This window comes from Afipia sp. OHSU_II-C1 (assembly GCF_000497575.1).
GTDB lineage: Bacteria > Pseudomonadota > Alphaproteobacteria > Rhizobiales > Xanthobacteraceae > Afipia.
The window spans coordinates 403,442-425,851 of sequence record NZ_APJI01000006.1 but is presented as its reverse complement, the minus strand read 5'-3'; the positions used below and the strand labels follow the sequence as shown (position 1 = coordinate 425,851).

General features: G+C 60.4%; 15 protein-coding genes and 1 pseudogene. 8 read left to right on the top strand and 8 right to left on the bottom strand.

Going from position 1 to position 22,410, the window contains the following annotated elements; translation table 11 throughout:
- Positions 1 to 14: 14 nt before the first annotated feature.
- From I554_RS0107265 to I554_RS0107250, 4 genes are all read left to right on the top strand, one after another.
- Complete coding sequence (locus I554_RS0107265; RefSeq protein WP_006022644.1) at positions 15 to 1,319, top strand: SIR2 family protein; 1,305 nt, start codon at positions 15 to 17, stop codon at positions 1,317 to 1,319.
- Positions 1,309 to 3,339, top strand: coding sequence for an ATP-binding protein (locus I554_RS0107260; RefSeq protein ID WP_006022643.1), 2,031 nt, complete (start codon positions 1,309 to 1,311; stop codon positions 3,337 to 3,339). Before I554_RS0107265 ends, I554_RS0107260 begins: the two co-directional genes overlap by 11 nt.
- Before the next feature lie 194 nt (positions 3,340 to 3,533).
- A complete protein-coding gene (locus I554_RS0107255) occupies positions 3,534 to 5,990 on the top strand; it encodes a PD-(D/E)XK nuclease family protein (protein WP_244432725.1) in 2,457 nt (818 codons plus the stop codon).
- Entirely contained in the window at positions 5,987 to 9,301 is a 3,315-nt protein-coding gene (locus I554_RS0107250) for a UvrD-helicase domain-containing protein (protein ID WP_006022641.1), read from the top strand. The genes I554_RS0107255 and I554_RS0107250 overlap by 4 nt, the downstream gene beginning before the upstream one ends.
- Positions 9,302 to 9,612: 311 nt before the next feature.
- On the opposite strand, the gene I554_RS0107240 is transcribed toward I554_RS0107250, so the two are convergent.
- From I554_RS0107240 to I554_RS0107215, 6 genes and pseudogenes are all read right to left on the bottom strand, one after another.
- Entirely contained in the window at positions 9,613 to 11,352 is a 1,740-nt protein-coding gene (locus tag I554_RS0107240) for a phospholipase D-like domain-containing protein (protein ID WP_006022640.1), read from the bottom strand.
- On the bottom strand, positions 11,349 to 14,807 hold the full coding sequence (locus I554_RS0107235) for an AAA domain-containing protein (protein WP_024337237.1): 3,459 nt from the start codon (positions 14,805 to 14,807) through the stop codon (positions 11,349 to 11,351). Before I554_RS0107235 ends, I554_RS0107240 begins: the two co-directional genes overlap by 4 nt.
- A gap of 191 nt (positions 14,808 to 14,998) precedes the next feature.
- Positions 14,999 to 16,094 (bottom strand): annotated as a pseudogene (dinB, locus tag I554_RS25470) (DNA polymerase IV).
- Entirely contained in the window at positions 16,091 to 16,816 is a 726-nt protein-coding gene (locus tag I554_RS0107225) for an SOS response-associated peptidase family protein (protein WP_006022636.1), read from the bottom strand. Before I554_RS0107225 ends, dinB begins: the two are co-directional and overlap by 4 nt.
- A 3-nt stretch (positions 16,817 to 16,819) precedes the next feature.
- Entirely contained in the window at positions 16,820 to 17,269 is a 450-nt protein-coding gene (locus tag I554_RS0107220) for a hypothetical protein (RefSeq protein ID WP_006022635.1), read from the bottom strand.
- A 46-nt stretch (positions 17,270 to 17,315) separates the two neighbouring features.
- On the bottom strand, positions 17,316 to 17,711 hold the full coding sequence (locus tag I554_RS0107215; protein WP_024337238.1) for a hypothetical protein: 396 nt from the start codon (positions 17,709 to 17,711) through the stop codon (positions 17,316 to 17,318).
- A 145-nt stretch (positions 17,712 to 17,856) separates the two neighbouring features.
- Between I554_RS0107215 and I554_RS0107210 the strand changes: the two genes are divergently transcribed.
- The 3 genes from I554_RS0107210 to I554_RS0107195 all read left to right on the top strand — a co-directional run bounded on the left by I554_RS0107210 (position 17,857) and on the right by I554_RS0107195 (position 20,041).
- Positions 17,857 to 18,789, top strand: a complete 933-nt coding sequence (locus tag I554_RS0107210) for a Ku protein (protein ID WP_006022633.1) — start codon at positions 17,857 to 17,859, stop codon at positions 18,787 to 18,789.
- A 284-nt stretch (positions 18,790 to 19,073) separates the two neighbouring features.
- Positions 19,074 to 19,580 carry an NUDIX domain-containing protein gene (locus tag I554_RS0107200; protein WP_028145790.1) on the top strand — a complete coding sequence of 169 codons (507 nt, stop codon included), beginning with the start codon at positions 19,074 to 19,076 and terminating at the stop codon, positions 19,578 to 19,580.
- Positions 19,577 to 20,041 carry a metallophosphoesterase family protein gene (locus tag I554_RS0107195; RefSeq protein WP_006022631.1) on the top strand — a complete coding sequence of 155 codons (465 nt, stop codon included), beginning with the start codon at positions 19,577 to 19,579 and terminating at the stop codon, positions 20,039 to 20,041. Before I554_RS0107200 ends, I554_RS0107195 begins: the two co-directional genes overlap by 4 nt.
- A 52-nt stretch (positions 20,042 to 20,093) precedes the next feature.
- Here I554_RS0107195 and ligD read toward each other — a convergent pair whose 3' ends face one another.
- Positions 20,094 to 21,041, bottom strand: a complete 948-nt coding sequence (ligD, locus tag I554_RS0107190) for a non-homologous end-joining DNA ligase (protein ID WP_006022630.1) — start codon at positions 21,039 to 21,041, stop codon at positions 20,094 to 20,096.
- 138 nt (positions 21,042 to 21,179) lie between these two features.
- Here ligD and I554_RS0107185 point away from each other — a divergent pair, with 138 nt between their 5' ends.
- Entirely contained in the window at positions 21,180 to 21,782 is a 603-nt protein-coding gene (locus I554_RS0107185) for a hypothetical protein (protein WP_006022629.1), read from the top strand.
- Positions 21,783 to 21,877: 95 nt separating this feature from the next.
- On the opposite strand, the gene I554_RS0107180 is transcribed toward I554_RS0107185, so the two are convergent.
- On the bottom strand, positions 21,878 to 22,081 hold the full coding sequence (locus tag I554_RS0107180) for a hypothetical protein (RefSeq protein ID WP_006022628.1): 204 nt from the start codon (positions 22,079 to 22,081) through the stop codon (positions 21,878 to 21,880).
- Between the last annotated feature and the right edge of the window lie 329 nt (positions 22,082 to 22,410).

Below are 22,410 nucleotides of genomic sequence, written 5' to 3'. Positions count from 1 at the left end.
TTGGGGGGAATGCGGTGGCGGATGCAGACAAGACGGAGCCATCGAAGCTCACATTCAAGTTTATTCGCGGCGTCGAGGGTGAGAAGGCTGATTATGATTGGCCTGATGGGGCGGATATTGTCAGAAAGGCGTTGGCTGAGTCACTGAATGCCAAAAATGTGGCGTTCCTCCTGGGAGCTGGCTGTTCTTCGTCGTGGGCTAATGACAAGGAGGTCGGCATCCCAACGATGGCGCCCCTCGCGAAGGAATTCACGGCGGCACCGAAGGAAGGGGATCAATCGTTCCCGACAGCCGACGAACGTGATGCTCTGTTGAAGCAGTTTGGAATCGACCTCGGTGCCGCGGAGTATGCGCGCAACCTAGAGCGGCTGATGGAGCTTCTTTTCAGCCTGCGCTTCGTCTTAGTGCGCAGTTCGCTGAGTGATGCCGCCACAAGACTCAAGACTGTCGAATCGATCATCAAGAAGGTTCAAACATTTCTTTGGGCCAAATGCACGAACGGCGCCTTCGCGAATGGCGACCATACCGTCGTTGGCCTTTATGAATCCTTCTATCGCAAGCTTGTGCTGCGCGACCGATCTCTTCCGCGTCCTTGGGTGTTCACCACGAACTACGATCTCTTCAACGAGACCGCAATGGATAGGCTCGGCCTGCCATACACGAACGGCTTCTCCGGCGTTGTCGAACGGCGGTTCAATCCAGCGACGTTTCGGTACGCCCTCGCTGAACAGCTCGATGTCACCAGCCGCAAGTGGTCTGCGGTCGATGGCTTTGTCTATCTGTGTAAGATTCATGGGTCCATTAGTTGGACAGAGGACGATCACGGACTTTTCCCGATCCGAGAAACGGCCGTCTCCAAAGAACCGGGCAAGGTGATGATCTATCCGACGCCTGCCAAGCAGAATTCGAGCCTTGGGTCTCCCTATGCCGATCTGTTTCGGGAATTCCAGTCACGCATTGTTCGCGAACAGAGCGTGCTATTTACGATGGGGTATGCCTTCGGCGACGAGCACATCAACAATATCATCTATCAGGCCCTGACGATTCCCACGTTCCGGCTCGTGATCTTTGTAGATCCAGATTTGGACGGGGAGATTGCGAAGCTTCGCGCGCTAAATGATCCACGAATTTGGATCATTGGGGGTGCCGGACGCAGCGCCGGACGCAAAGCCCATTACTTCGACACCATTATCGAAGAGTTCATGCCGCAACGCCCGAGCGAGCGCATTGATGACGCCGTTCGGAAGGTGATCGAGGCGATGGCCCCGAAGAAGGAGGCCGCGGCTCCCCAGAAGGGGGAGGATGACGATGAGTCGTGACGATCGGAAGCGCGCAATCGGCAAGGTGGTCTCGGTCGCGGCCGACCGTTTCGTGATCGAGATGCATGCGGGCACCGACAACTTCACCGTCGTCGGATTCGACGACGTTCACTATGTCGCCAGGCTCGGATCGTTCCTGATGGTCGCGGTGCAAACCGAGTACGTGGTTGTCGAGGTCGTCGGCCTGCGTGAGCGCGACGTTGGTCATGTTAGTCGCAGTGAAGGGGAGCTGGATAAGGCTTCTTCGGCGAAGTACCTCGATGTCGTTCCCGTCGGGATGCTGCCTCAAGATCGGCGCGAAAGGTTTCGCTTCGGCGTCTCCGTGTTCCCGTCACTCTACGGCGACGCACTGTATGCGCTGGACGCTGAACTGGATCGAGTCTTCGAAACCGATCATCCTTCGGAGCCTACACCCCCGATCGACAATGTTCCACCCACGCCACCTGATGCCACCCGCTATCGCGCATTGACGATCGGCCGGTCCGTCATATTCGAGGGTTACGACGTTAAGGTCAGGATCGATGATTTCTTCGGCGGACACACTGCCGTCCTGGGAAACACAGGGAGCGGGAAGTCCTGCACGGTCGCATCGGTCCTCCAATCCTTGTTCGAAAAGGCGGAAGAACACCATGCTCGCGGTGCCACGTTCGTCGTATTCGACGTCAATGGAGAATATGCGAAGGCGCTGTCGCCGCTCGCAAAGCGCAAGCAGATCGGCGTGGACCATGTCATTCTGGACGGCACCGCACGCACGGAGCGTTTTCGTCTGCCCCATTGGTTTCTGGAGCAGTCAGAGTGGGAGCTGCTTCTGCAGGCCAGCGAGCGCACCCAACTACCGATACTGCGCATGGCGCTCGGGCTGGCAACATTGTTCTCAGCGGGCAGCGCGGCGGAGCTGAAGGGGATCAAGAACCACATTCTGGCAACCTGCCTGAGCCAAATTCTTCGTGACGACACAGGCAGTCCGTCAAAACACGATCGCATGGTCGGTCTGCTGCAAAGATTCAACACGCCGGAGATCAACAATCAAAAGATCGCGCCATTCATCAAAATCGGCTTCGGCCAGATGGCCAACCCTGCCGGTTTAACAACCTATTTGTTGGGAAACGCCAATGGCGGCGGATTTATCATCGAAGGTTTGAAATTCCCGGCATATGCCAACCTTCCCTTTGAGTTTTCCGCGTTGGGAGAGGCGCTCGATCTGGCGATCCTATACGAGGAGGCTCACGGTAACCGTCAGATCCGAGATTACTGCTCGCAGATGCTGACGCGTTTTAAGTCGCTCGAGGAGCGACCTGAATATGCGTTCCTGCGCTACGACCTTCAAGGAAGCCAAGCTGGGCCGTCGCTCGAAAACTTCCTTGAGCAGCTCCTCGGTTTGGCACGCGACGGAGCGGGTTGGGTCAAACGCAACCAGATCGTCATCATCGACATGAATGCGGTGGAGGATGAGGTTGTCGAGCTCGTAGCGTCAGTGCTCGCTAGAATGGCCTTTCGGCTGCTCCGACAAGCAGATCCACGCAATCGGTTTCCGATCCATCTGCTTCTTGAGGAAGCGCATCGATACATCGCGGAGAAGCCATCCCGCTATGCCATAGACGCCAGCAGAGTTTACGAGCGGATTGCCAAGGAAGGGCGAAAGTACGGGCTGTTCATTCTCGCCGCTTCGCAGAGGCCCAGTGAACTCTCGAAGACCATTCTTTCGCAGTGCTCGAATTTCGTCATCCATCGAATCCAGAATCCCGACGACCTTGCTCATATACGGCAGATGACCCCGTTCATCTCCGAGGCGGTCCTGAAGCGGCTCCCGTCGCTTCCGAAGCAGCATGCGCTGGTCTTCGGCACCTCCGTGAACCTTCCCACGACCTTTCGCGTGCGCGACGCAAATCCTTTGCCTGCAAGCGATGACGCGAGAATTAGAGATTTGTGGTTCCATGAGGAGGGGCGAGCGGCTCAGGTTCGCATTACGCCGGCAACTTTCGAACATGGCGATGATAGCGTCGCGGCTGAGGGGAAATGAGTCGACGATCGATAGTTGTCGAAGGGCCGCTTGCATTCCGTACAGCGCGGATCGCTGCCGCACAGCGAGCGGATTCTGGGCTGCAGATTTTCACACTTCCACTGCTTGCTGCACGTCTCGCCGGAGGCTTTAACCGACCGGCGCGATCCCAGGACCTCGACCCAGCCATTCGCGCTGCACTCGCCGCCGGCGGCTTGACGGAGCTCGAAGGTATCCGTCAGCTTCCGGGCACGACACGGTCAATCGCCCGCACGCTCGCAAAGGTTTGGCAAGCCGACCTCGATCTTGAGGGGCTCGCTAGCCACAATGCTCGGCTTGCCGAGCTTGCGGAGGTCGAGCGCCGCGTTCGCGCCAACCTCCCAGCAGGGGTTCTGACACCGCGCGACTTGCGCGATGCCGCAATTGCGCACGCGGCCCATGCGGCTGCAGCGCTCGGGTCAATCGATATCGATCAGCTCAGTGAGATTGCATCGGTCTGGCGTCCGCTTCTTGCGACGCTCGCGAAGACGGTCCCACTCGCTTGGCGCAATCCTGGAACCTCCGATGCGAACTGGTTTCCGGGCCAGTTAATTACCAGCGACCGCGAGATGGCTGCGGACATATCCTTAGTTTCCTGCGCGAACCCGCGCGCCGAAGCAGTCGAAGCGCTACGTTGGATGCGTGAACTCATTGCCTCTGGCCGCGCGCGACCCGATGAGATCGCGATCTGTGCCACGGCCACCGAGGACTGGGACGAGCACTTCCTGGTTCTCGTCGCGGACGCGGATCTCCCACTCCATTTCTCGCACGGCGTGCCGGTCCTCGCATCGCGCGAGGGACAAGCGTGCGCCGCACTTGCCGACGTCCTGCTCAACGGGCTTGGCCAGGATCGCCTCCGGCGACTGTTCGGCCATGCCGCGGGTCGAAGCCGTGCCTTGGCCGACTTGCCTGCGGACTGGTCGCTCGGCCTCCAGCCTGGTGCGGCGCTGTTCGAGATTGATCAGTGGCAGCGCGCGCTTGACGAGGCGACCGGCCGCCGCGCCGACGCAGGCGATCCAAGACCGGTCGTGATGCCCATTCTGCGGCTGCTTGCGAGTGGCCCCGAGGCGGCTGCGCAGGCCGGCGCGATGCTATTGGGCACAGCGGCCCGTGCGCTCTGGACCGAGGCGCTTCGACGCGCGCCGGCCGAAGGGCTCGAATTCTCACTAGAGGACTTGCGGCTGCCCGATGGACGCGATCCAGGCGCGAGCGCTGTCTGGTGCCCGGCGAGCCACCTTGCAGGTGCGCCGCGTCCCTGGGTGCGCCTGCTCGGCATGACATCGCGCTCTTGGCCGCGCCGCACGGCCGAGGACCCACTGATACCGGCCCACATCCTGCCGCGCTCTGTGCTTGACCCTGATCCCGTCGCCGAGCAAGATCGACGCGCCTTTGCCGTCATCACCAGTCAGGCGGCGCGCGGCTGCGTTCTCTCGCGAAGCCGGCGTAACGCTCAAGGTGGGCAGTTGTCCGCCAGCCCGCTGATCCCGCAGAGCGCATCTTTGCAGATCCTGAAGCGGGCGCGCATTCCGCAGCATGCATTCAGCGAGGCCGATCGTCTTCTTGCACGGCCGGACGAAGCGGCGACATCGCCGGCGCTCACCGCAGCCAATCTCTGCTGGCGCAACTGGCGGCGCCCGATCGTCACCGCCCACGATGGCCAGGTTCGCGCAGACCATCCCCAAATCGTCCGCGCAATCGGTGATGTCCAGTCCGCCACCTCCTTGCGGCTGATGTTGCGCGATCCGCTCGCCTTCGTCTGGCGCTACGCGCTGGGCTGGCGCGCGGTCCCAGAAGACGATCAGCCCCTCACGCTGGACGCACGCTCTTATGGTGAGCTGGTCCATGAGTTGCTGAAGCGCACGGTTGATGCGCTCGAACCTGTGCCGGGCTATGCGCGTGCGTCCCGGGAGGAAATCGAAGCTGCGCTCGCGACCTCGACGGAGACGGTCCGCACGCATTGGCCACTCAAGCGATCGGCGCCGCCCGCGTTGCTCTGGAAACACACGCTCGCTGCCGCAGCTCAGCTCGCCCTCAAGGCACTGACGCTTGACGAGACGTTCCAACCCGGTACGCGAAGCTGGACGGAGCTTGCTTTCAGTCAAGCTGGCGATGGTGCGATGGCACACGATCTACCCTGGCGCCCCGATTCCCTTGTTACGATTCCCGGTACCCAGGTGCGCATCCGAGGCAATATCGATCGGCTCGATCTCACCGGCGACCGTCGCGGCGTGCGCGTGTCGGACTATAAGACCGGCGTAGAACCGCGCCGAGCGGAGGAGATCGTGCTTGGCCGCGGTGCGGAGCTTCAGCGCGTCATCTATTCGGTCGCGGCCAGTCAGTTGCTCCCCGACAATCCGCGCGTGATCGCGCGCCTCGTCTTTCTCGGCAACAAAGAGCCGAGGCCCTATCGCCTACCGGACGTCGACCAGGCGATCGCCGAACTCGGCGGGCATGTCACGGCGGCCATCACCCTCCTGCGCGGTGGCCATGCCCTGCCTGGCCCCGACGCTCAGGAAGAGCACAATGACTTCCGCATAGCCCTGCCGTCGTCGCCAGCAGCCTATCTTCAGCTCAAGAACGGCGCGTTCATGCGCGCTTTCGGAGGGTTTGCACGAGTGTGGGGCTGCCGATGACACTCGCCGACGATCCCGCACGGCTTCGCATCCTGACTGATCTCGACGCCACGTTGCTCGTCGAGGCCGCCGCCGGCACCGGCAAAACGGCGCTAATGGCCGGACGCCTGACCATGCTGCTCGCGCGTGGCACCGAGCCCGGCGCGATCGCCGCGATCACTTTCACAGAGCTTGCCGCGAGCGGGCTGGCGACGCGCGTGCAACGCTATGTCGAGGAGCTGCTTGCGGGACGTGTGCCTCAACCTTTGCGGCTTGCTCTGCCCAACGGACTAAACGTGGACCAACGACGCGCACTTTCCGGTGCAGCGGCGAAGCTCGACGAACTGACAACCGCCACCATTCACGCATTTTGCCAGACGATCATCTCCAGCTATGCGGTTGAGGCCGACATTGATCCGGGCGCGCGCATTCTTGACGCCGTTCAGGCGGCGGCGGCCTTCGATTCCGTCTTCGAGCAGTGGCTGAAACGGCGATTGAATGCGCCCGAGCGGCCAGGCGATGCCATCGCGACACTCTCGCGCGATGATCCGCGTCGCATCGTCGATACTCTTCAGGAACTCGCACGCTTCCGTCTCAGATATCGCGGCGCACGCGCTCTGCCCGCCGAGCTCGGCGGTCGGCCCGACATCGACCTGGTCGACGCCGTCGCGGACTTCCGACGCTGGATTTCGTCGCAGCCGGTCGAGCCCAAGACCCTAGAATTGGTCGGAGAGCTTGAGACGCTCGCCAACTTCTACGCCGGTAGTTTCGACCCTCCACCGGATTTTGCCACGCTCTGGCGTCTCGCCCATCCGCCACAGCTCGCGTGCATGCGCCGACACAGTTTCGATCTTCTCACGCCGAGACGGAAATCAGCTTGGGAGCGTGTCGCGGGCAAAGAGCGAGGCGCGCTCCTCAATGAAGAGGCGACCGCATGCTTTGAGCGGGTCAATCGCTGCTACCGGACCGTTCTTGGTCGGTTCGCGACCGCGCTTGTCGCCCAGCTTGCGGCCGAGCTCGACGAAGTACTCGATGACTACGCCGCCTTCAAACGGGCCGCTGCAGTCTTGGACTTCGACGACTTGCTCGAGAAGGCGCGTGCGCTGGTGCGCCAGCATGACGACGTGCGCCGCGCGCTTGGAGAACGCTATCGCCACATCTTCGTCGACGAATTTCAGGACACCGACCCTGTTCAGACAGAGATCCTCTTCGGGATCGCGGGGAAGGATCGCGCCGGACGCTGGCAGGACAGCGTGCTGCGTGCCGGGGCTTTATTCATGGTCGGTGACCCGAAGCAGGCAATCTATCGCTTCCGAGGCGCCGATATCGGCTCATACTCGCAGGCGCGCGCCGCTGTTGAGCGGCAATTGCCGGAAAATATCGTTCAGGTCACCGCCAATTTTCGTTCGCGTCCCGACATCCTTAGGCACATCAACCGCTGCTTCGCGCGCCCGTTGTCGGGAGAAGGCCAGCCCGGTTACGTGCCGCTCACGTCGACGCTCGGCGACCCCGATCATGATCTGCCCTGCGCGGCGCGAATCACAGTGGATGTGCCGCCTGATTCTCGGCCCGCTCAAATCCGCGACGCGGAGGCCGAAGCCGTTGCCGATCTCTGCACCCGCCTTATCGGCAATCTCCCTATCCGCGACGAGGACGGCGCAATCGTACCGCTCACTGCCGGCGGCATCGCCCTGCTTGCGCCAACTGGCGCCGAGCTTTGGCGTTATGAGCGCGCGCTCGAGCAGCGCGGGCTGCCGATCGCCTCGCAGGCCGGCAAGAGTTTGTTCCGCCGGCAAGAAGTGCAGGACCTGCTCGCGCTAGCTCGCGTACTCGCCGACGCTGGCGACACATTGGCCTTCGGCGCGCTGCTGCGTGGCCCACTGGTCGGGCTTACTGAGGAGGAGCTACTCGACATCACCGTGGGTCTTCCGCCGCATCTCGATCGCGCCGAAGCGCCCCAGCGCTTCTCGGTGCTGACCGATGTCGATCATGTCGCCCATCCTCTGGCACGTCGCACGCTCGCGATCCTACAAGACCTCAGAAAACGCGTGCGGGCGACCACGCCTGCGCTGCTCTTGGCCGAAGCGATCGAACGCCTCGCGGTCCGTGCAACCCTCGCCGCGCGCGAGGGTGATCGTAGTGCGCGCGCGGCCGCCAATCTCGAAGCGTTCCTGGAACGTGCGCGGCCTTACGGTGTGCGAGGCCTCAGGAAGTTCGTTCGGGATCTCGCCCGGGAATGGCGCGACGGCGTGCCCCACAATGAGGGACGAGTTGATGCGGAAGGCGATGCGATCGAAATCATCACGATCCACAGCGCTAAGGGTCTCGAATGGCCGGTGGTAATTCCGATCAACACCGGCACCTTGCTGCGCTCGCGCGAGGCATTCGTCTACCGCGCCGACGACGAAACACTGCATTGGCTGATTGGCGACGTGGTTCCGCCGGAACTGCTTCGCGCACTCGAGTCTGAAGACGATAGCTTGGCCCGCGAGCGGGAGCGCCTCTGGTATGTCGCCTGCACGCGCGCCCGCGAACTTCTGATCGTTCCGGAATTGCCTCAGGCTGAGCAGCGGTCCTGGGCACGGATCGTTGATCTTGCGCATCGGGACTTGCCGCAGCTTGTCCTGTCGCACTTGACGCCGGTCGCCCGCGTGACCGACGTCGCGCCTCCGAATACGCAGACGCCGGAGCTGTTCGGGGCAGAGCGTGCCGCGATCGCCGCCGCGGCGATGCCGCTCCAGTGGCTGCGGCCAAGCGATCACGATCCTGATCGAGCGCCAAGAGGTGAGGCGATCGCGATGGAGCCTGGCGAAGCCCCAGAAACCGAATTGCCGGTCGGCGCCGGCCGCGTGCGGGGCCTTATTCTCCACAAGCTGATGGAGGAGATGCTTACCGGCGAACTGGCCGAGGAGATGCCGGTCGTCGCTGCACGTGCGCGAGTGCTGATGACGCAGCTTATAATTGATGCTGACAACGGAGCGAAGCTTCCGGACCCAGAGGAAATAGCGGTGACCGTCGCGCGCACCCTTGCACTGCCCGAAATCGCCGCACTCAGGCCAAGCCTCGCTCCGGAGTGGCCAATTTATGCGATGCTCTCGGCTTCACCCGCGGCGACTGCGCTGGCTGGGCGGATAGATGCCATCGCTGTTCAAGATGGTCAGCCTGCCGTTGTCCTGGATTGGAAGAGCGATGTCGCGCCCAGCGAGCAGGATAGGCGCGATCATGCCGCTCAGCTGAGCGACTATCTTCGTGCCACAGGAGCACCTCGGGGCGCCGTGGTTTACATGACGGATGGCGTCATTCGGTGGGTCACGACTAGAACGCCACGGTAAAATTCGTGAGGCGGTCTTTTGGACGCTCCCGATCGGGGCTGCCCACCCGGCTAAGCACTGCAAACGGGTTGCGTTATGACGGCGTGGCTTTCACGACGGCAGATTTTTGGGGGTCATACCGATCTTCGTCGTAGTCTGTAGGAAAATCGGCGAGCTCGGTCTGCTTTGTATTTATCAGGCGTTTTGGCTGCGCCTGATGATAGATGGCGAAAGGTTCTCTTTCCACCTTGAACAAAGAACTCAGCAATTTCAGCGCAATTGGCGCGCAGCGCGTTGACAATTTGGACGCAGCCCAAAATACGTGTCAGATACTAATCGTCGAGTTGACTCTCGAACTTCATTAGGAGGAACTCGGCTATGCCAGGCCCTTCCAAATGGAGGCCGATCTCGTCGAGAGGATTATCCGGTGAACCCGACTGAGAGCCCCAATTCATCGTGCTCACCACGACGTGATCTCTGTCCCACAAAAGAAACTTTGCATGGACTTGCGGATCCTCCACGGCGATCAGATCGACTACACCATGTAGCCGTTCGCGGTGGGCCTTGACGTGCCGCCGTTTGATCGGCCCGGTCTGGCGCGAGTAGTAAACACGGACGTCGTCGAGTCGGCGTCCTGCGATTTCGGCGGGGTTAAAGATCGCCGGCACCATGGGAGCTCCGACCTTGTTGGTACAGCAGACAAATCGCTCTTCGGCTTCGTGAGCAACCCTCCGAATCAATCGCTCATGATCGTCAGCCTGGAGAATGCTCATCCGAACTGGAATACTCCCTCCAGCATCGGCGCTAGATGTTAAGGCGCTCCGCGAGCGCCTTAAATCCGATGCTATGAATTGGAGCGTCTCAATCGAACGGCTGGCGCTTGAAAGAGGTGACACGATAGAACGCAAAAGATCCAGGCCCGCCGCGGCCGCGCGGTTCTCTGTCAGCTCGACAGACACCTCCAAGGCAGAAAAGGGCGACGACAGCCAATTGGAGGAGCCGAGCACGACGACAGCGCCGCCGTGGCCGTCATCCGCGGCAAGGCATTTCACATGGCTTCGAACAGAATCGCGCTGCGTGAACACAAAGCCACGCGCGCGACGGACCGACGAGAGCCGCATATTGAGCTCCTGCATCGCGATCGCGTTCTTTCTGTCGGTGTCTAGCGCAGTACCGTAGAACAAGTGGCAGCGCACGCCACGCTGCGCAGCCTGTTCAAGAGCTTTTCGAATGCGTTCATGTTGCTCCGTGTATTTTTCGCCGTGAGGCGTCACAAAAGTCGAAAGTACGAAAACGTCTTCCTCGGCCTGACCCACGATGCGTTCGAAGCATTCGAGATGCTGTTCGCCGCCGACGATCAATTGATCGGTGCCAATCATCGTATCGACGGTCACTGACCGGCTTGGCTGCGGATCGCTAGCTTCCGGCAGAATACCAGTCCTGATTGTTGCTTGAAGAGCGCCGATCAAGTCCTGGCTGGCCCCCTCAGGGAGCAATCCGTTCTTGACGTCGTTCAGTTCGATCGCGAGATATTTTCTTTCGAGAACGGAGTTGATCGTTTGAACGCCGCGCAGCCATTCGCCGGGACGGAGCATGCCGGCGACGAGCTGCGTTACGCGGACCGCCATTGTGTCATCGGTCTCATCTGGGCCCGGAGGAAAGTTGACCTTGTGATCTGTATGGGTCATCCGATAGAGTGGAGCGGTCTCGACGTCGCGGTTGCGAAAGACCGAGTGTCCGACCTTCTCCAGCACTAGACTGATGTGAATCTCCCGATCTTCAGTTCGCTCCGGCAAGGCGCCACCCAACCGGATGAAGTCTTGACCGACGCCGCTTGTCGCCAATTGAGGGACAGGAGCCAGGCGAAGCTCGACCAGGCCGAACTGCATCAACCGCGCGATGGTCGAGCCCGCGACCTGGCTTGGAATCCCGAGCGACGTTGCCACCTCTTCGATCGTTTCTGGGGTGCGATCGAGCGCGAGCAGGATCATTTCTTCGATTGGACTCCATCCCCATGTGCGTTGAACGATGGCGCGCGCGCGATAGTGCCAAGCGGGAAGGTAGATTTTCACGCCGGAAGCCTCCCGTTCTCGTCGATCGCGACGATGGATGCGCCTTTCACCTTAATGCTAGGAGCATCCTTCCTGACGAGCTCGTAATCGGTCCCGGCGAGGGTCGCGAGCTCCTTCAGCATCTTTCGTAGGAATTCAAGATCGTCCTTTTTTGCATCCGGATCGATTCCTTCGACCACTTCGCGAATGAAGCGCTGGCTTGTGGCAAGAATCAGCTTTTGCTTGGCGCGGCTGAGCAGCACATTCATGCGCTGTGGGCTTTTGACGAATCCGAGCGCGCGCGATCCCACCATGACATTGTTGCGCGTAAGGCTGGCGGCCACGACATCGGCTTCGCCACCTTGGAAGCTATCGCTGGTAAAGACGAACTCACCATTACTGCGCGGGCTCGCGAAGCCGAACAAGGTCTTGTCTTTCCTGACTTGGCCGCGCAGTAAGCGCTTGAACCATCTCACCTGCGCCGCGTAGGGCGAGATGATCACGAGGGTCGGTCGGCGGCCGTCCGCGCCAACTATCGGCCGCAACCCTTTCAAGGCCGCTATCAAGGCCTGCGCCTCAAGCTCGTTGCGGAATGATCGCTCCACTTTGTGTTCGAAATGTCGCCGTTTTGACATGCTGAGGGGCGGAAAATCGAGAAGAACGATTGGAGAGGTGAGGTACGCGACCGTGGACGTGACCGTTAGCGTGCGACGCTTGACGCGGTCGGAGGGAGCGAGCTTTCTGTCATAAAAAGTATTCGAGACGAGATCGCCGATGGCGGGGTGCATGCGGCTCTGTTCCAGCAGCGTGTTGACGATCGTGCTCGGACGCCCCGTGTCCTTTTCGCGCTCAATTTCGCGCTCAGCTATTGATCGAAACGGTTCTTCAAGACGCGCCGCTGTTGCGAGAGCCTCCCTCATCAGATGTTCGCTCGACTTAACTGTATCAAGCGCCTCAGTAACTTCCGGCGGTAGATCGGAGATGGTTTCAAGCCGCTCCTTCGCGTCCCGCAGCAGATCAACTGCGCGCTCGGGATCGTAGAATTGTTGCCGCTGGGCGGCATCGAATGGAGAGAGTTGGTTGTGATCGCCAACCATGATTCTTCTGTTGCCCAGCAATAGCGCGCCGATCAGTTCCGCACCGTTGGCGCGGGCCGCTTCTTCGACGATGACCCAGTCGAATTGATCGCCATCGGCAATCATCTCCTCGATGATGTGCGACGATGTCGTGGCAAGCGTGACATCGGAAGAGCGCAGCAGCAGATTGTCGGTATCGCGAAATACGCGTTCCGCAACCGTCGCTTCCGACGCATCAACGGGCCGGAGCGCCTGCTTGATTTGATAGCGTTGGTTGACCATCATGCTTTCAGCGGCGTGGTCGACCGTCGAAACGGACCTAAGAAGATCAACGGAGCTCGCACGCAAGGAGCTGACTTCATCGGTCGATCGTGTCCGCTCGACACGAACGACGATCTTCGTGCCGCTCGCCAGTGTCGCCTTGAGTTCGTCCTCCATTTGAATCAAGGTCTCGTGGTTTTGCGCCGACACTAGAAGCCTTGCGTCCGGTGTTTTGTCCAGAATGCTTTTGACAAGATTCGAAATTAGGAACGTCTTGCCGACGCCAGGAGGGCCAACAACGACATTGATGGACTTGCCTGATACGATTGCGTCCCATGCCACCTTTTTCGAACCGTCCATCTCGTCCGGCGGCACCGCATTCGGGGTCGCAATATCACGTAATACTTCGTCCAGCGCGACCTGCGCCGGATCGTCAATCGCTCTCAAGAGTTCAATATTCGTCCGGGCCGCCACAATATTTTGAAGGCGGCGGCGAATTGCGCGTTCAAATCCACCATCTCTTCGAGGACGAAGAAAAAGAAGCTGCCCCGGTACAACAGCTTCGCTTGTCGCGAACGTGAACGGTAGGCGGCCGTCGACGACACCGCCCGTTCCCTCATAACTGAGTTCCGGAAATCGCTCCCGATCGCCGGCGAGCGCGTCGCTGCGTGAAAGAGTCCAATTTGGTTTGCCGTCGTCGTACTTCAATTCGCGCGCCAAGGCGTCGTATGCCGGGCGCAGTCCCATCAGCTTGCGTCGCATGTCCCGGTCGGGATCTTCGCGGGAGGCGATCCAGGCCAAATCTGAATCCCCGCCGGACGGCGGGTGAAGCACTTCGACGGGATAGATTCGGAATTGCTCCCGCAGCCAAGTAAAGGCTTCGAGAAGAATGAGGGCGTACCAAGTGGGAATCTCTTCGACTGATCGGCTCACTCCTGTTGTGACACTCGCGTCAATCCACGGTTTGGCGCCAGGGCCAAGCCTGCGTACTCGCTCTTCGGCGCTTCTCCGAGTTCGCGCAAGATGAATCCGGTGGCGAACCTCGACGGCATCATAGATGTAGTCGTCAGGCCGCCTCTTGTTGGCGTTCTCGATCATGCCGACATAGTCATCGATGACTTTCACGCCATACGCGGCAAGGTCGGTGACGATACGCACGAAGGCCTCATCTACGACAACAGTGCGTACCGTTGGTCCGCTGAGATCCTCTTCGACAAAACGGAGGACCGCATCCCTATCGTCAGCCGGGATGGTGCCCGATGTAAGCGATGCAAGGTCGCTTTGGGTAACCTGGGTGGAAGGGTAGAGAATTAGCTCGCCTTCGCCGCTTGACCCCGACCGGTCAAGATCGGCCACGACCTCGGCGATCTCGTTTAGCACGATACTTCCGTCGAAAAGCTGGTAGCGTGGCGGATCGGCAAGACGATTAAGCATGCGTCGCTCGATCGACAGCAGGGAAGGACCGCCGCCGTCCTCGGTCAGGCCGAGGATCCGCGACGCTGCCTGCCCAAGATCACTCCAGTCCCGGCGAAACGAGACGGTGCCGGAGGGCCGCAGCAGATGTCCCGCGCCGCCCACATCGCCGTCGGCAATGTGTACGCACGCTTCGTAGCCGCCGAGTCGGAAATCCTCTTTTTCATCGCTATGCGAAAAGATCGTATGTTCGCTGACAGCGCCGTGCACGATGCCCGCATCATGACAAAGTGCAAGTCCTTCAGCTACGCGCAAGATATTGCGCCAAAACATCTTGCGGCCGGTCGTCGTAAGCAGCCGGCCTTCTCGCGCTCGAACCCTGTGCAATGACCCGCAGATCGGACTGCCAGGATCAACCATTAAGATACCGATCTCTTCCTGGTCCTCGACGATCTCAAGAACCTCGACCAATAACTGGCGCGCACGGCGTGACGACAGAACACGCCGGACACGCCTGAGGCCGTGCGTGATGAGCCGCTTCAGGTCCTCGTCCAGCGGGGTTCCGGTCTTCTTGAACAGACGAAGAAGATAGTCCTCGCCGTCGGCGATGCCGGTGGCAAAACGAAGTTGAGAATTCCAACCTTCGGTGCCGCTCGAAAACGCGGTATCAGCAAACTTGAATCGTGCGTCGAGCGTCGCTTTGCCTTGCATGGTAGCTCGCGCCATAGCGCCGTAATCCATCCTTGAAACAGTACAAATGCGGTGATTCGTATATGATAGCGCAGTATATGCTTTGGGTCAGAGTTATCGACTGCAAAGCGATATTTTGCGCGTTTTCCCAAGCATGCTCTGTGTAAATTGGGGGAGTGGATGGCACCTATTGCAAGCAGCAACGAGATGCGGTTGGACCCGCCAAATCAAGCCAGCATGAGTGGCAATTGATCATCATCGAGCCCTGACCCAACAAACCCCCGAAACAGAGATACCGATTAACCGGATCGGCCTCTTTGGCGGCATAAGTTGCGCTAATAGTTCAAGAGCCAGGCTAGAGAGATCGTCCGCGGTGTCGTTCATGCGTACGGACGTGCTGCGAGTGATCAGCTCGAAATCTGAAAAGGATCGCCGTTTGGCCTCGCGCGCCCGTCGCCTCGCAGTGTTGCCGGACCTTGTCGACCAGTGGGCGCAGTTCGATGGTCAGCGCTTCGTGGTCTGCCAAGTCCCGCGAAACGTGCTTTCGGCGCCGACGGACCTTCGGATTCGGTTGGCACGGACAGGACGCTCGTCAATCCCCCGCGAGATCCAGTAATAATACGCCCCAGCTTTCCCAAAATTGGCGTTCATGAACTCGAGCGACTGATTGCGCATATTCATGCCGGTGAAGATGCCAAGGCCATGCATCTTCGCACTGGTCGCCGGTCCGATTCAATGGAATTTGCCGACTGGGAGATCCTGAACGAAGCTCGGCCTCATCTTTGGCGTGATCACGAACTGTCCGTTGGGCTTCCGTTGGTCGGACGCAAGTTTTGCCAGGAACTTATTGTAAGAGATGCCGGCAGACGCGGTCAGGCCTGTCTCGCTCAGGATCTTGACTCTAATCAAGGTCGCGATCTCTGTCGCGATTGGGAGGCCTTGGATGTTCTCGGTGACATCTAGGTAGGCCTCATCTAACGACAGGGGCTCAATGACGTCAGAATGCTCCGCGAAGATTGTCCGGACGTGTCGAGAGACCTCCTTGTAGACTTCGAAGCGCGGCGGCTTTACGAAAATTAGCTCTTTGCATTGCCGTTTGGCTGTCACTGACGGCAATGCCGACCTAACTCCAAACTTTCGCGCCTCATAGCTCGCTGCAGCTACGACACCGCGCTCTTTCGATCCCGCCCACAGCGACTGGCTTGCCACGCAAGTCCGGATTGTCCCGCTGCTCCACTGATGCGTAGAAGATGTCTATATCGACAGAATGATCTTGCGCTGATGCGGTGCTGGCCCCGTTTGGTAGTCGGTCTCGTCCGTCACGTCGTCGGCCCTATTGGGTCTTCCTTGACGCCGCGAGCGACGACCCGGAGGCTTCCGTCCGGAAGCGGCCTTTGCAATTTCAGTACTTCGTCCGCAGGGGCCGTCATCCAGGTCTCGACTTCATCTGGCGTTGTCAGGATCACCGGCATCGCCTTGGGGTGGATGGCGCCGACCTCGGCGTTGGGCTCCGTCGTGAGGAACGCGTAGAGGTCGTTGGTCGTCTCGCCTTCCTTGACCTTCCGGACGGACGTCCAGTTGGTCCAGATACCGGCGAAGCAGGCGAGGGGACGTGTCTCATCGAGCGCGAACCAGATATCACCGCCCTCGGCCTTGTTGAACTCGCTGAACGAGTTGAACGGCACCACGCAGCGATTTTCAGTCCCCAGCCATCGCGTCCAGTGCTTGCTCTTCACATTGCGGATGTTGGTCGTGCCGCCGTCCGGCTCCATTCGCAGCAATTCCTTGAAATCCACTGCCTTGCCCTTGGCCTGCAGCTTCTCGGCTCGCTTCTTCGTGGCGTCCATCAGCGCCTTTGATGACGACGGCATTCCCCATCGCGCCGTAGCGAGCTCGCGGCCCTCCACTCCGTTGCGCACGATCGGTGCCTTGTAGTCGGGAAAATCCCCCGGCATCGGCGCCAGATTTCCAACGTATCGGTTGACAACGCGGAACAGCGCGTTGATCGCGGCTTGATTGGTCGTGATCGAATAAAGATTGCACATCGGTCAGGATTCGGCTCGAGGGTGGCGCGGCTGCCAGGTCAACTGTAGCAGAGTCGCGGATGGACGCCGGCCGGCCTTGGCACATTTGCGACAGCGCAGCCGGCTGGCGAGATCGTGCACGAAGGTGGTCGGCGGGTGCTTCATCGCGGCCAGGTCGACATCGCTCGGCGTCTTGCAGCGCGCGCACCTGATCTCCAGCCAGGGGAAGCCTCCATTTACGGCCTGATCGATGGTCGGCGACGGATCGATCGGTTCGCCGTCACTCCACATCCGCTCGTTCCAGCTTTCGCAAAGCAGCCTGTCGGCTTGCTGGATCATCGCCCCGCCTTTGGCCCGCATCTCCGCCGATTGGGTCGCCAGCATGCTGGCCATCGCGCGTGCCTTGCCGAGCTCTTTCGCCAGAGCCTTGCGATCGCCGCCCGACAAGGGCGTAGGGTGATACTTCGGGGCCATCCAGACATCCAGGCGCAAAGAGATCGGATCGGCAAATCCAGAGCGGCTACGGCGTCTCGAACGCTGGCCAGCACCCGTCTTCTTCATGCCTGCCGGTGCGCTGCCGGCAGGTATTGTCGAGCAGCCGCTGCGCGACGTCCTTCCAGAGCGCGTTGGCGCCATACAGTCGAACGGCATCAGCGGTCTGGATTTCCACGGTCCGCTCGCAGCGGCGGCAGGAGACGCGCAGCACGTGACGCTGAATCTCGGAAAGACGTCGCTGCCGCATCTGAGCCCCGGTCGTGCCGGCGCGTGCGTCTTTCAGGACCGATTCCCAATATTCGGCCGGGAGGGGGGCATCTGGACCCGCAGCGGGCGGCGCTCGTCTGCGGTCGGCTTCAGCGGCCAATTTTTCCATCTGTTTCGGGGTCGGCATGCGCCAGCTCGCGGGTCGGTCGGTCATGCCCGAATTAGAACATAACAAGAACAAATGTCGAGTCCGGCCAGGCAGGCCGATGAGAAAAATCCCGCTGTGGGGCGGGTCGCGATGTCGGAACCAAGCCCGGTCGTTCGTCTTTAATCCGGCATCAGTAATGGAGTTCCCCGCGATGGCCCCCCGCGCCAACTGGAAAGGCTTCCTGCGTCTTTCCCTCGTCACCTGTCCGGTTGCGCTCTATCCGGCCACGTCGGAATCCGAAAAGGTCTCGTTCAACCAGCTGAATCGAAAGACCGGCCATCGGATCAAGTACGCTAAGGTGGATGCCGATACCGGCGAGGAGGTCGACAACGAGGACATCGTCAAAGGCTACAAGGTCGACACGGACACCTTCATCGAGGTGACGAAGGAGGAGCTAGAGAACGTCGCACTGGAATCAACGCGAACGATCGAAATCGACGAGTTCGTCGACCGCAGCGAGATCGATCCGCGATATCTCATTCGCCCCTACTATCTGCGTCCCGACGGTAAAGTCGGGCACGATGCTTTCGCCGTTATTCGGGAAACCATCCGCGAGATGAACAAGGTCGCGATCGGCCGTGTGGTGCTGACCAATCGCGAGCACATCATCGCGCTGGAGCCGTTGGACAAGGGCCTGATGGGAACGCTACTGCGCTATCCTTACGAAGTCCGTTCAGCTGATGAGTATTTCGACGACATTCAGGATGTCAAAGTCACCAAGGACATGCTTGATCTCGCCAAGCACATCGTCAATCAGAAGGCGGGCCATTTCGAGCCGGACAAGTTCGAAGACCAATACGAAACCGCCCTCATCGAACTGATCAATCAGAAGCGCGCCGGCAAACCCATCACCGCGAAAGCGCGTCCCCGCGGCGAGAACGTGGTGGACCTGATCGACGCGCTGCGAAAGAGCATCGGAAGAGAGGGCGCCTCAGCGACAGAGGCACCCAAGAAATCAGGAAAAAAGCCGCGCAAGGCGGCGGCCGGGCAGAAGGAAATGCTGATGCCGATCGCAGGCAAGAAGCCGGCGAAGGAGGCCGCGGCGAAAAAGCCGGCGGCCAAGCCGCAGCGGAAGTCGGCTTAGGTGTCGTGAAGCATCCGGTGACGCCGGACGGCACTCCTTCGTCGTCCGTGGCAGGCTCTGGCGAATGGCAAATCCGTCTCAACGAGGTCACGCGAGATCATCTCGTCGCCGTCTAATGGCGACCCGGCGGGTAGGTGCGTGCGCCAGGAAGGCGGCCGAGCGCGAGGCCGAAGTAACGGTGCATAGGACCGCGGACGAAGCTAAGCAGGCGCTTGGCGAACGCGGTCCCGTATGGCGGGACGACGGCTCGCCGGCTCTCGATTGCTCTGCAAAGTAGGAGCCATATGGCTGCGGTGAAAAAGACTTCCAGGAGATCGACCTTGAGCGCGGGCATTCTCGCATACCGCAAGGGAGGAGCTCGGGGGCTCGAGGTTCTGCTCGTTCATCCCGGCGGTCCGTTCTGGCGTGAGAAGGATGATGGCGCCTGGTCCATTCCAAAGGGCGAAATCGATGCCAATGATGTTCCGGAGAACGTTGCTCAACGAGAATTTGCCGAAGAACTCGGCCCGAGCGCTTCGATTGGTCCACTCCAGGCGCTGGGGGAGGTCCGACAGCGAGGAGGCAAGCGCGTCATCGCATTCGGCGGCGAGGGACACTTTGATCCGGCAGCACTGACCAGCAATACCTTCGATGTCGAATGGCCGCCTCGAAGCGGTCGACGGCAGAGCTTTCCCGAAGTCGACCGCGCGGAATGGTTTGATATCGAGTTAGCGCGGACCAAGATGCTGTCCGCTCAGGTAGAGTTTCTCGATCGTCTTTTGGCGATCTCGGCTGAGAGCGTCGGGAAATGATGTTCAGGATTGGAGTCATTTCGGACACGCACGGCCTGTTGAGGTCCGAGGCGGAGCGAGGCCTGACGGGCGTCGATCACATCATTCATGCCGGCGACATGGGACGCCCCGAGATCGTCGACGCGCTTCGCCGGATCGCACCCGTCACGGCCGTTCGTGGAAACGTGGACAGTGGCAAGTGGGCTCGCGACTACCCCGACACGAAACTCGTCCGTCTGGCAGGTAAGTCGATCTACGTTCTGCACGACCTGAAGACGCTGAAGACCGATCTCGGCGCCGGCTTCGACGTCATCGTCTCCGGGCATTCCCACGTACCGAAGATCGACACGGTCGGTGGCATTCTCTACCTGAATCCCGGCAGCGCGGGACCTCGGCGTTTCAAGCTGCCGATCACGTTTGCGACGCTCGAACTCACGCCTGACGGCATGCGACCGGAAATCCACGACCTTGGAGGCGAGTGAGTGTCGGCGGAGAGTGCATCAATCCTTTTTGCCGGCTTTCGCCGAAGGGAAGCTACTTGCGCGGACGTTCTCGCTCACGCACGACATCCTTCGCCCGCTTGTCGGACCTGAGCCCGAGGTAGACGGGCTGGCGCAGTTCGCCCTTGCTCGTCCACTGCGCAAATTTGACCTCGGCGACCAACGAGGGCTTGACCCAGGTCGTGGCGGCCTCGTCCTTCACTTTGGCAGGGAAGGGTGATTTCGGGATCGTCAGCTTCACGAGCTTGGCGTGGAGGTCTTCCAGGACCTTGTGGCTGAAGCCAGTGCCAACATGTCCGATATAGCGCCATGTGTCGTCTTCCCGCACGGCGAGGACCAGGGCGCCGAAGTATGGTCTTGTACGCCTCGGCGCCGTGAAGCCCGCGATCACCACTTCCTGCCGCTTTGCTGTCTTGATCTTCAGCCAATCCGCCGTCCGGCTTCCGGACGCATACGCGCTGTCGGCGCGCTTCGCCATGACGCCTTCCAGACCCTTCCGCTCGGCCTCGGCGAAGAATTTCATGCCGTTCGCTTTGCGGTGATGGCTGAAGGCGATCAACTTGTCGCGCGGCAGTATTGCCTTCAACCGCTTCTTCCGCTCGAGGAGGGGGTGGTTGCGCAAGTCCGCTGCGTTCTCAAACATGAGATCGAAGGCGCAGTACAGCAGCTTCGCCTCATGGCGCAGCGCGTTTTGAAGCAACTGGAAATGTGAGACGCCATCCTTACCGATCGCGACAAGCTCACCATCGATCACGGCGTCGCCCTTCACGCCCTCCAGCGCTTTGGCGACCTCAATATAGCTGCGGCTGATTATCTTGCCGTTGCGGCTGTAGAGCGCAACTTTGCCCCGCCGGATTTCCGCGATCATCCGGAAGCCGTCGTACTTGTCCTCGAAAACCCAGCTGGGGTCGTCGAACGGCGCCTCGGTAAGCGTAGCAAGCATCGGCTGCAGGCGCTTGGGCAGGGTCGACATCCGGCTCATTCAAGGCCAATCCTTAAGAGCGCGTTGCGAAATGCATGGACGTCCTTCAAGGATTGGGGAACGCTTCGGGGCCGCGTCGTGTTCCGCAGGCATGGTGGCGTGCGAGACGTTGACGATCGACGAGGGCGGATCAGACCGATGGCCAGAAAACTGAAGACCTATCAGACCTCGCTGGGCTTCTTCGATCTGGCGATCGCCGCTCCCTCCATGAAAGCGGCCCTCGAAGCCTGGGGCGCTGACAGCAATCTCTTCCACCAGGGCGCGGCGAAGGAAAGCGACGATCCGGACGTCATCGAGGCGACTATGGCTGCGCCGGGCATCGTTCTGAAGAGACCCGTCGGCTCCAACGGGCCATTCAGGGAGCATGCCGAGCTACCTACCGACCTTGCCAGCGGCAGCTCAAAGAAGACAGGCCGCCGTCAACCGCGGAAGCCTTCTAAGCGGGCCCACGACGATGCGGCCGACCGGAAGGCTGCACTTGCTTTAGAGAAGGAGCAGATGCAACGGGAGCGCGAACGTGCCAAGGAGGAGGCCGTCCGGCAGAAGGAGCGTGAGCGACGGCAGCACGCCGTCGACAAGGCGCAAAGTGCCTTGGACGCGGCCCGTCGCAAGCACGAAGAAAAGGCCGCTGACATTCAACAACAGCTCGAAGTTCTTGAGGAAAGCGCGCGGGACGAGGAAGCGCGTTGGGAAAAGGAGAAGGCCCGGTTGGAAGTCGCGTTACGACGCGCGCGAGGCTAGGTCTCAAAGTGCGACCATCTCGTGTCTTAGCGTTGACGCCTGATTTGCCGCCGAGACCGGAAATTGCCAGACTCTAAACTGCCAAGTCGCGAGCCTTAGCAGTTGCGCTCTTCCCGCAAGATGCGCTCCAGATCATCCTCGAAGATATTTTGCGTTGCTTCAAAGAGAGCCAGGAGCTTCAGAGCTTCTGCGATGTTTGCGCCACCCTTGCGGACCATCCGTTGCTGCCTTTCGACGATCTGACGTCCTTTGGCAACATGGTGACGGGCAAGGATGACACGTTCGGAATAATGAGACATTGGTGGCTCCTGCTGCAGGCGGGAGCGCGATTGGTCTCTCAGTCACCGGTGCCCGCGGGCAGAGTGCCTTTGCCGGTGATGACCAGATCATACTCCGTTTCGCGAATTCGGACACTGTCCAATTCAAGCAGGTCAATCTTGAATGGTGGGTCTCGAGCGGGCGCGCTCAGACTGGGCGCTCGCTGGTAACTATCGGTCGGAAACCGCCCGCCCTGCGGCCTCATTGACCTTTGCGCGGTCCCGCCTGTCCTCCGGAGACAGCTCCATAACCGCTCGATGGAGCTCCGCAGGGATCGTCAGCGGACTATCGAGCGGCTTTTCCGCCCACT

What these genes read in the sequence shown, in the direction of transcription:
- I554_RS0107215 (WP_024337238.1), bottom strand. Translation starts at nt 17,711, where the DNA reads ATGACCGACCGACCCGCGAGCTGGCGCATGCCGACCCCGAAACAGATG.
- I554_RS0107260 (WP_006022643.1), top strand. Translation starts at nt 1,309, where the DNA reads ATGAGTCGTGACGATCGGAAGCGCGCAATCGGCAAGGTGGTCTCGGTC.
- I554_RS0107200 (WP_028145790.1), top strand. Translation starts at nt 19,074, where the DNA reads ATGGCTGCGGTGAAAAAGACTTCCAGGAGATCGACCTTGAGCGCGGGC.
- I554_RS0107220 (WP_006022635.1), bottom strand. Translation starts at nt 17,269, where the DNA reads ATGGCCCCGAAGTATCACCCTACGCCCTTGTCGGGCGGCGATCGCAAG.
- I554_RS0107235 (WP_024337237.1), bottom strand. Translation starts at nt 14,807, where the DNA reads ATGGCGCGAGCTACCATGCAAGGCAAAGCGACGCTCGACGCACGATTC.
- I554_RS0107195 (WP_006022631.1), top strand. Translation starts at nt 19,577, where the DNA reads ATGATGTTCAGGATTGGAGTCATTTCGGACACGCACGGCCTGTTGAGG.
- I554_RS0107185 (WP_006022629.1), top strand. Translation starts at nt 21,180, where the DNA reads ATGGCCAGAAAACTGAAGACCTATCAGACCTCGCTGGGCTTCTTCGAT.
- I554_RS0107180 (WP_006022628.1), bottom strand. Translation starts at nt 22,081, where the DNA reads ATGTCTCATTATTCCGAACGTGTCATCCTTGCCCGTCACCATGTTGCC.
- I554_RS0107250 (WP_006022641.1), top strand. Translation starts at nt 5,987, where the DNA reads ATGACACTCGCCGACGATCCCGCACGGCTTCGCATCCTGACTGATCTC.
- I554_RS0107225 (WP_006022636.1), bottom strand. Translation starts at nt 16,816, where the DNA reads ATGTGCAATCTTTATTCGATCACGACCAATCAAGCCGCGATCAACGCG.
- I554_RS0107210 (WP_006022633.1), top strand. Translation starts at nt 17,857, where the DNA reads ATGGCCCCCCGCGCCAACTGGAAAGGCTTCCTGCGTCTTTCCCTCGTC.
- ligD (WP_006022630.1), bottom strand. Translation starts at nt 21,041, where the DNA reads ATGAGCCGGATGTCGACCCTGCCCAAGCGCCTGCAGCCGATGCTTGCT.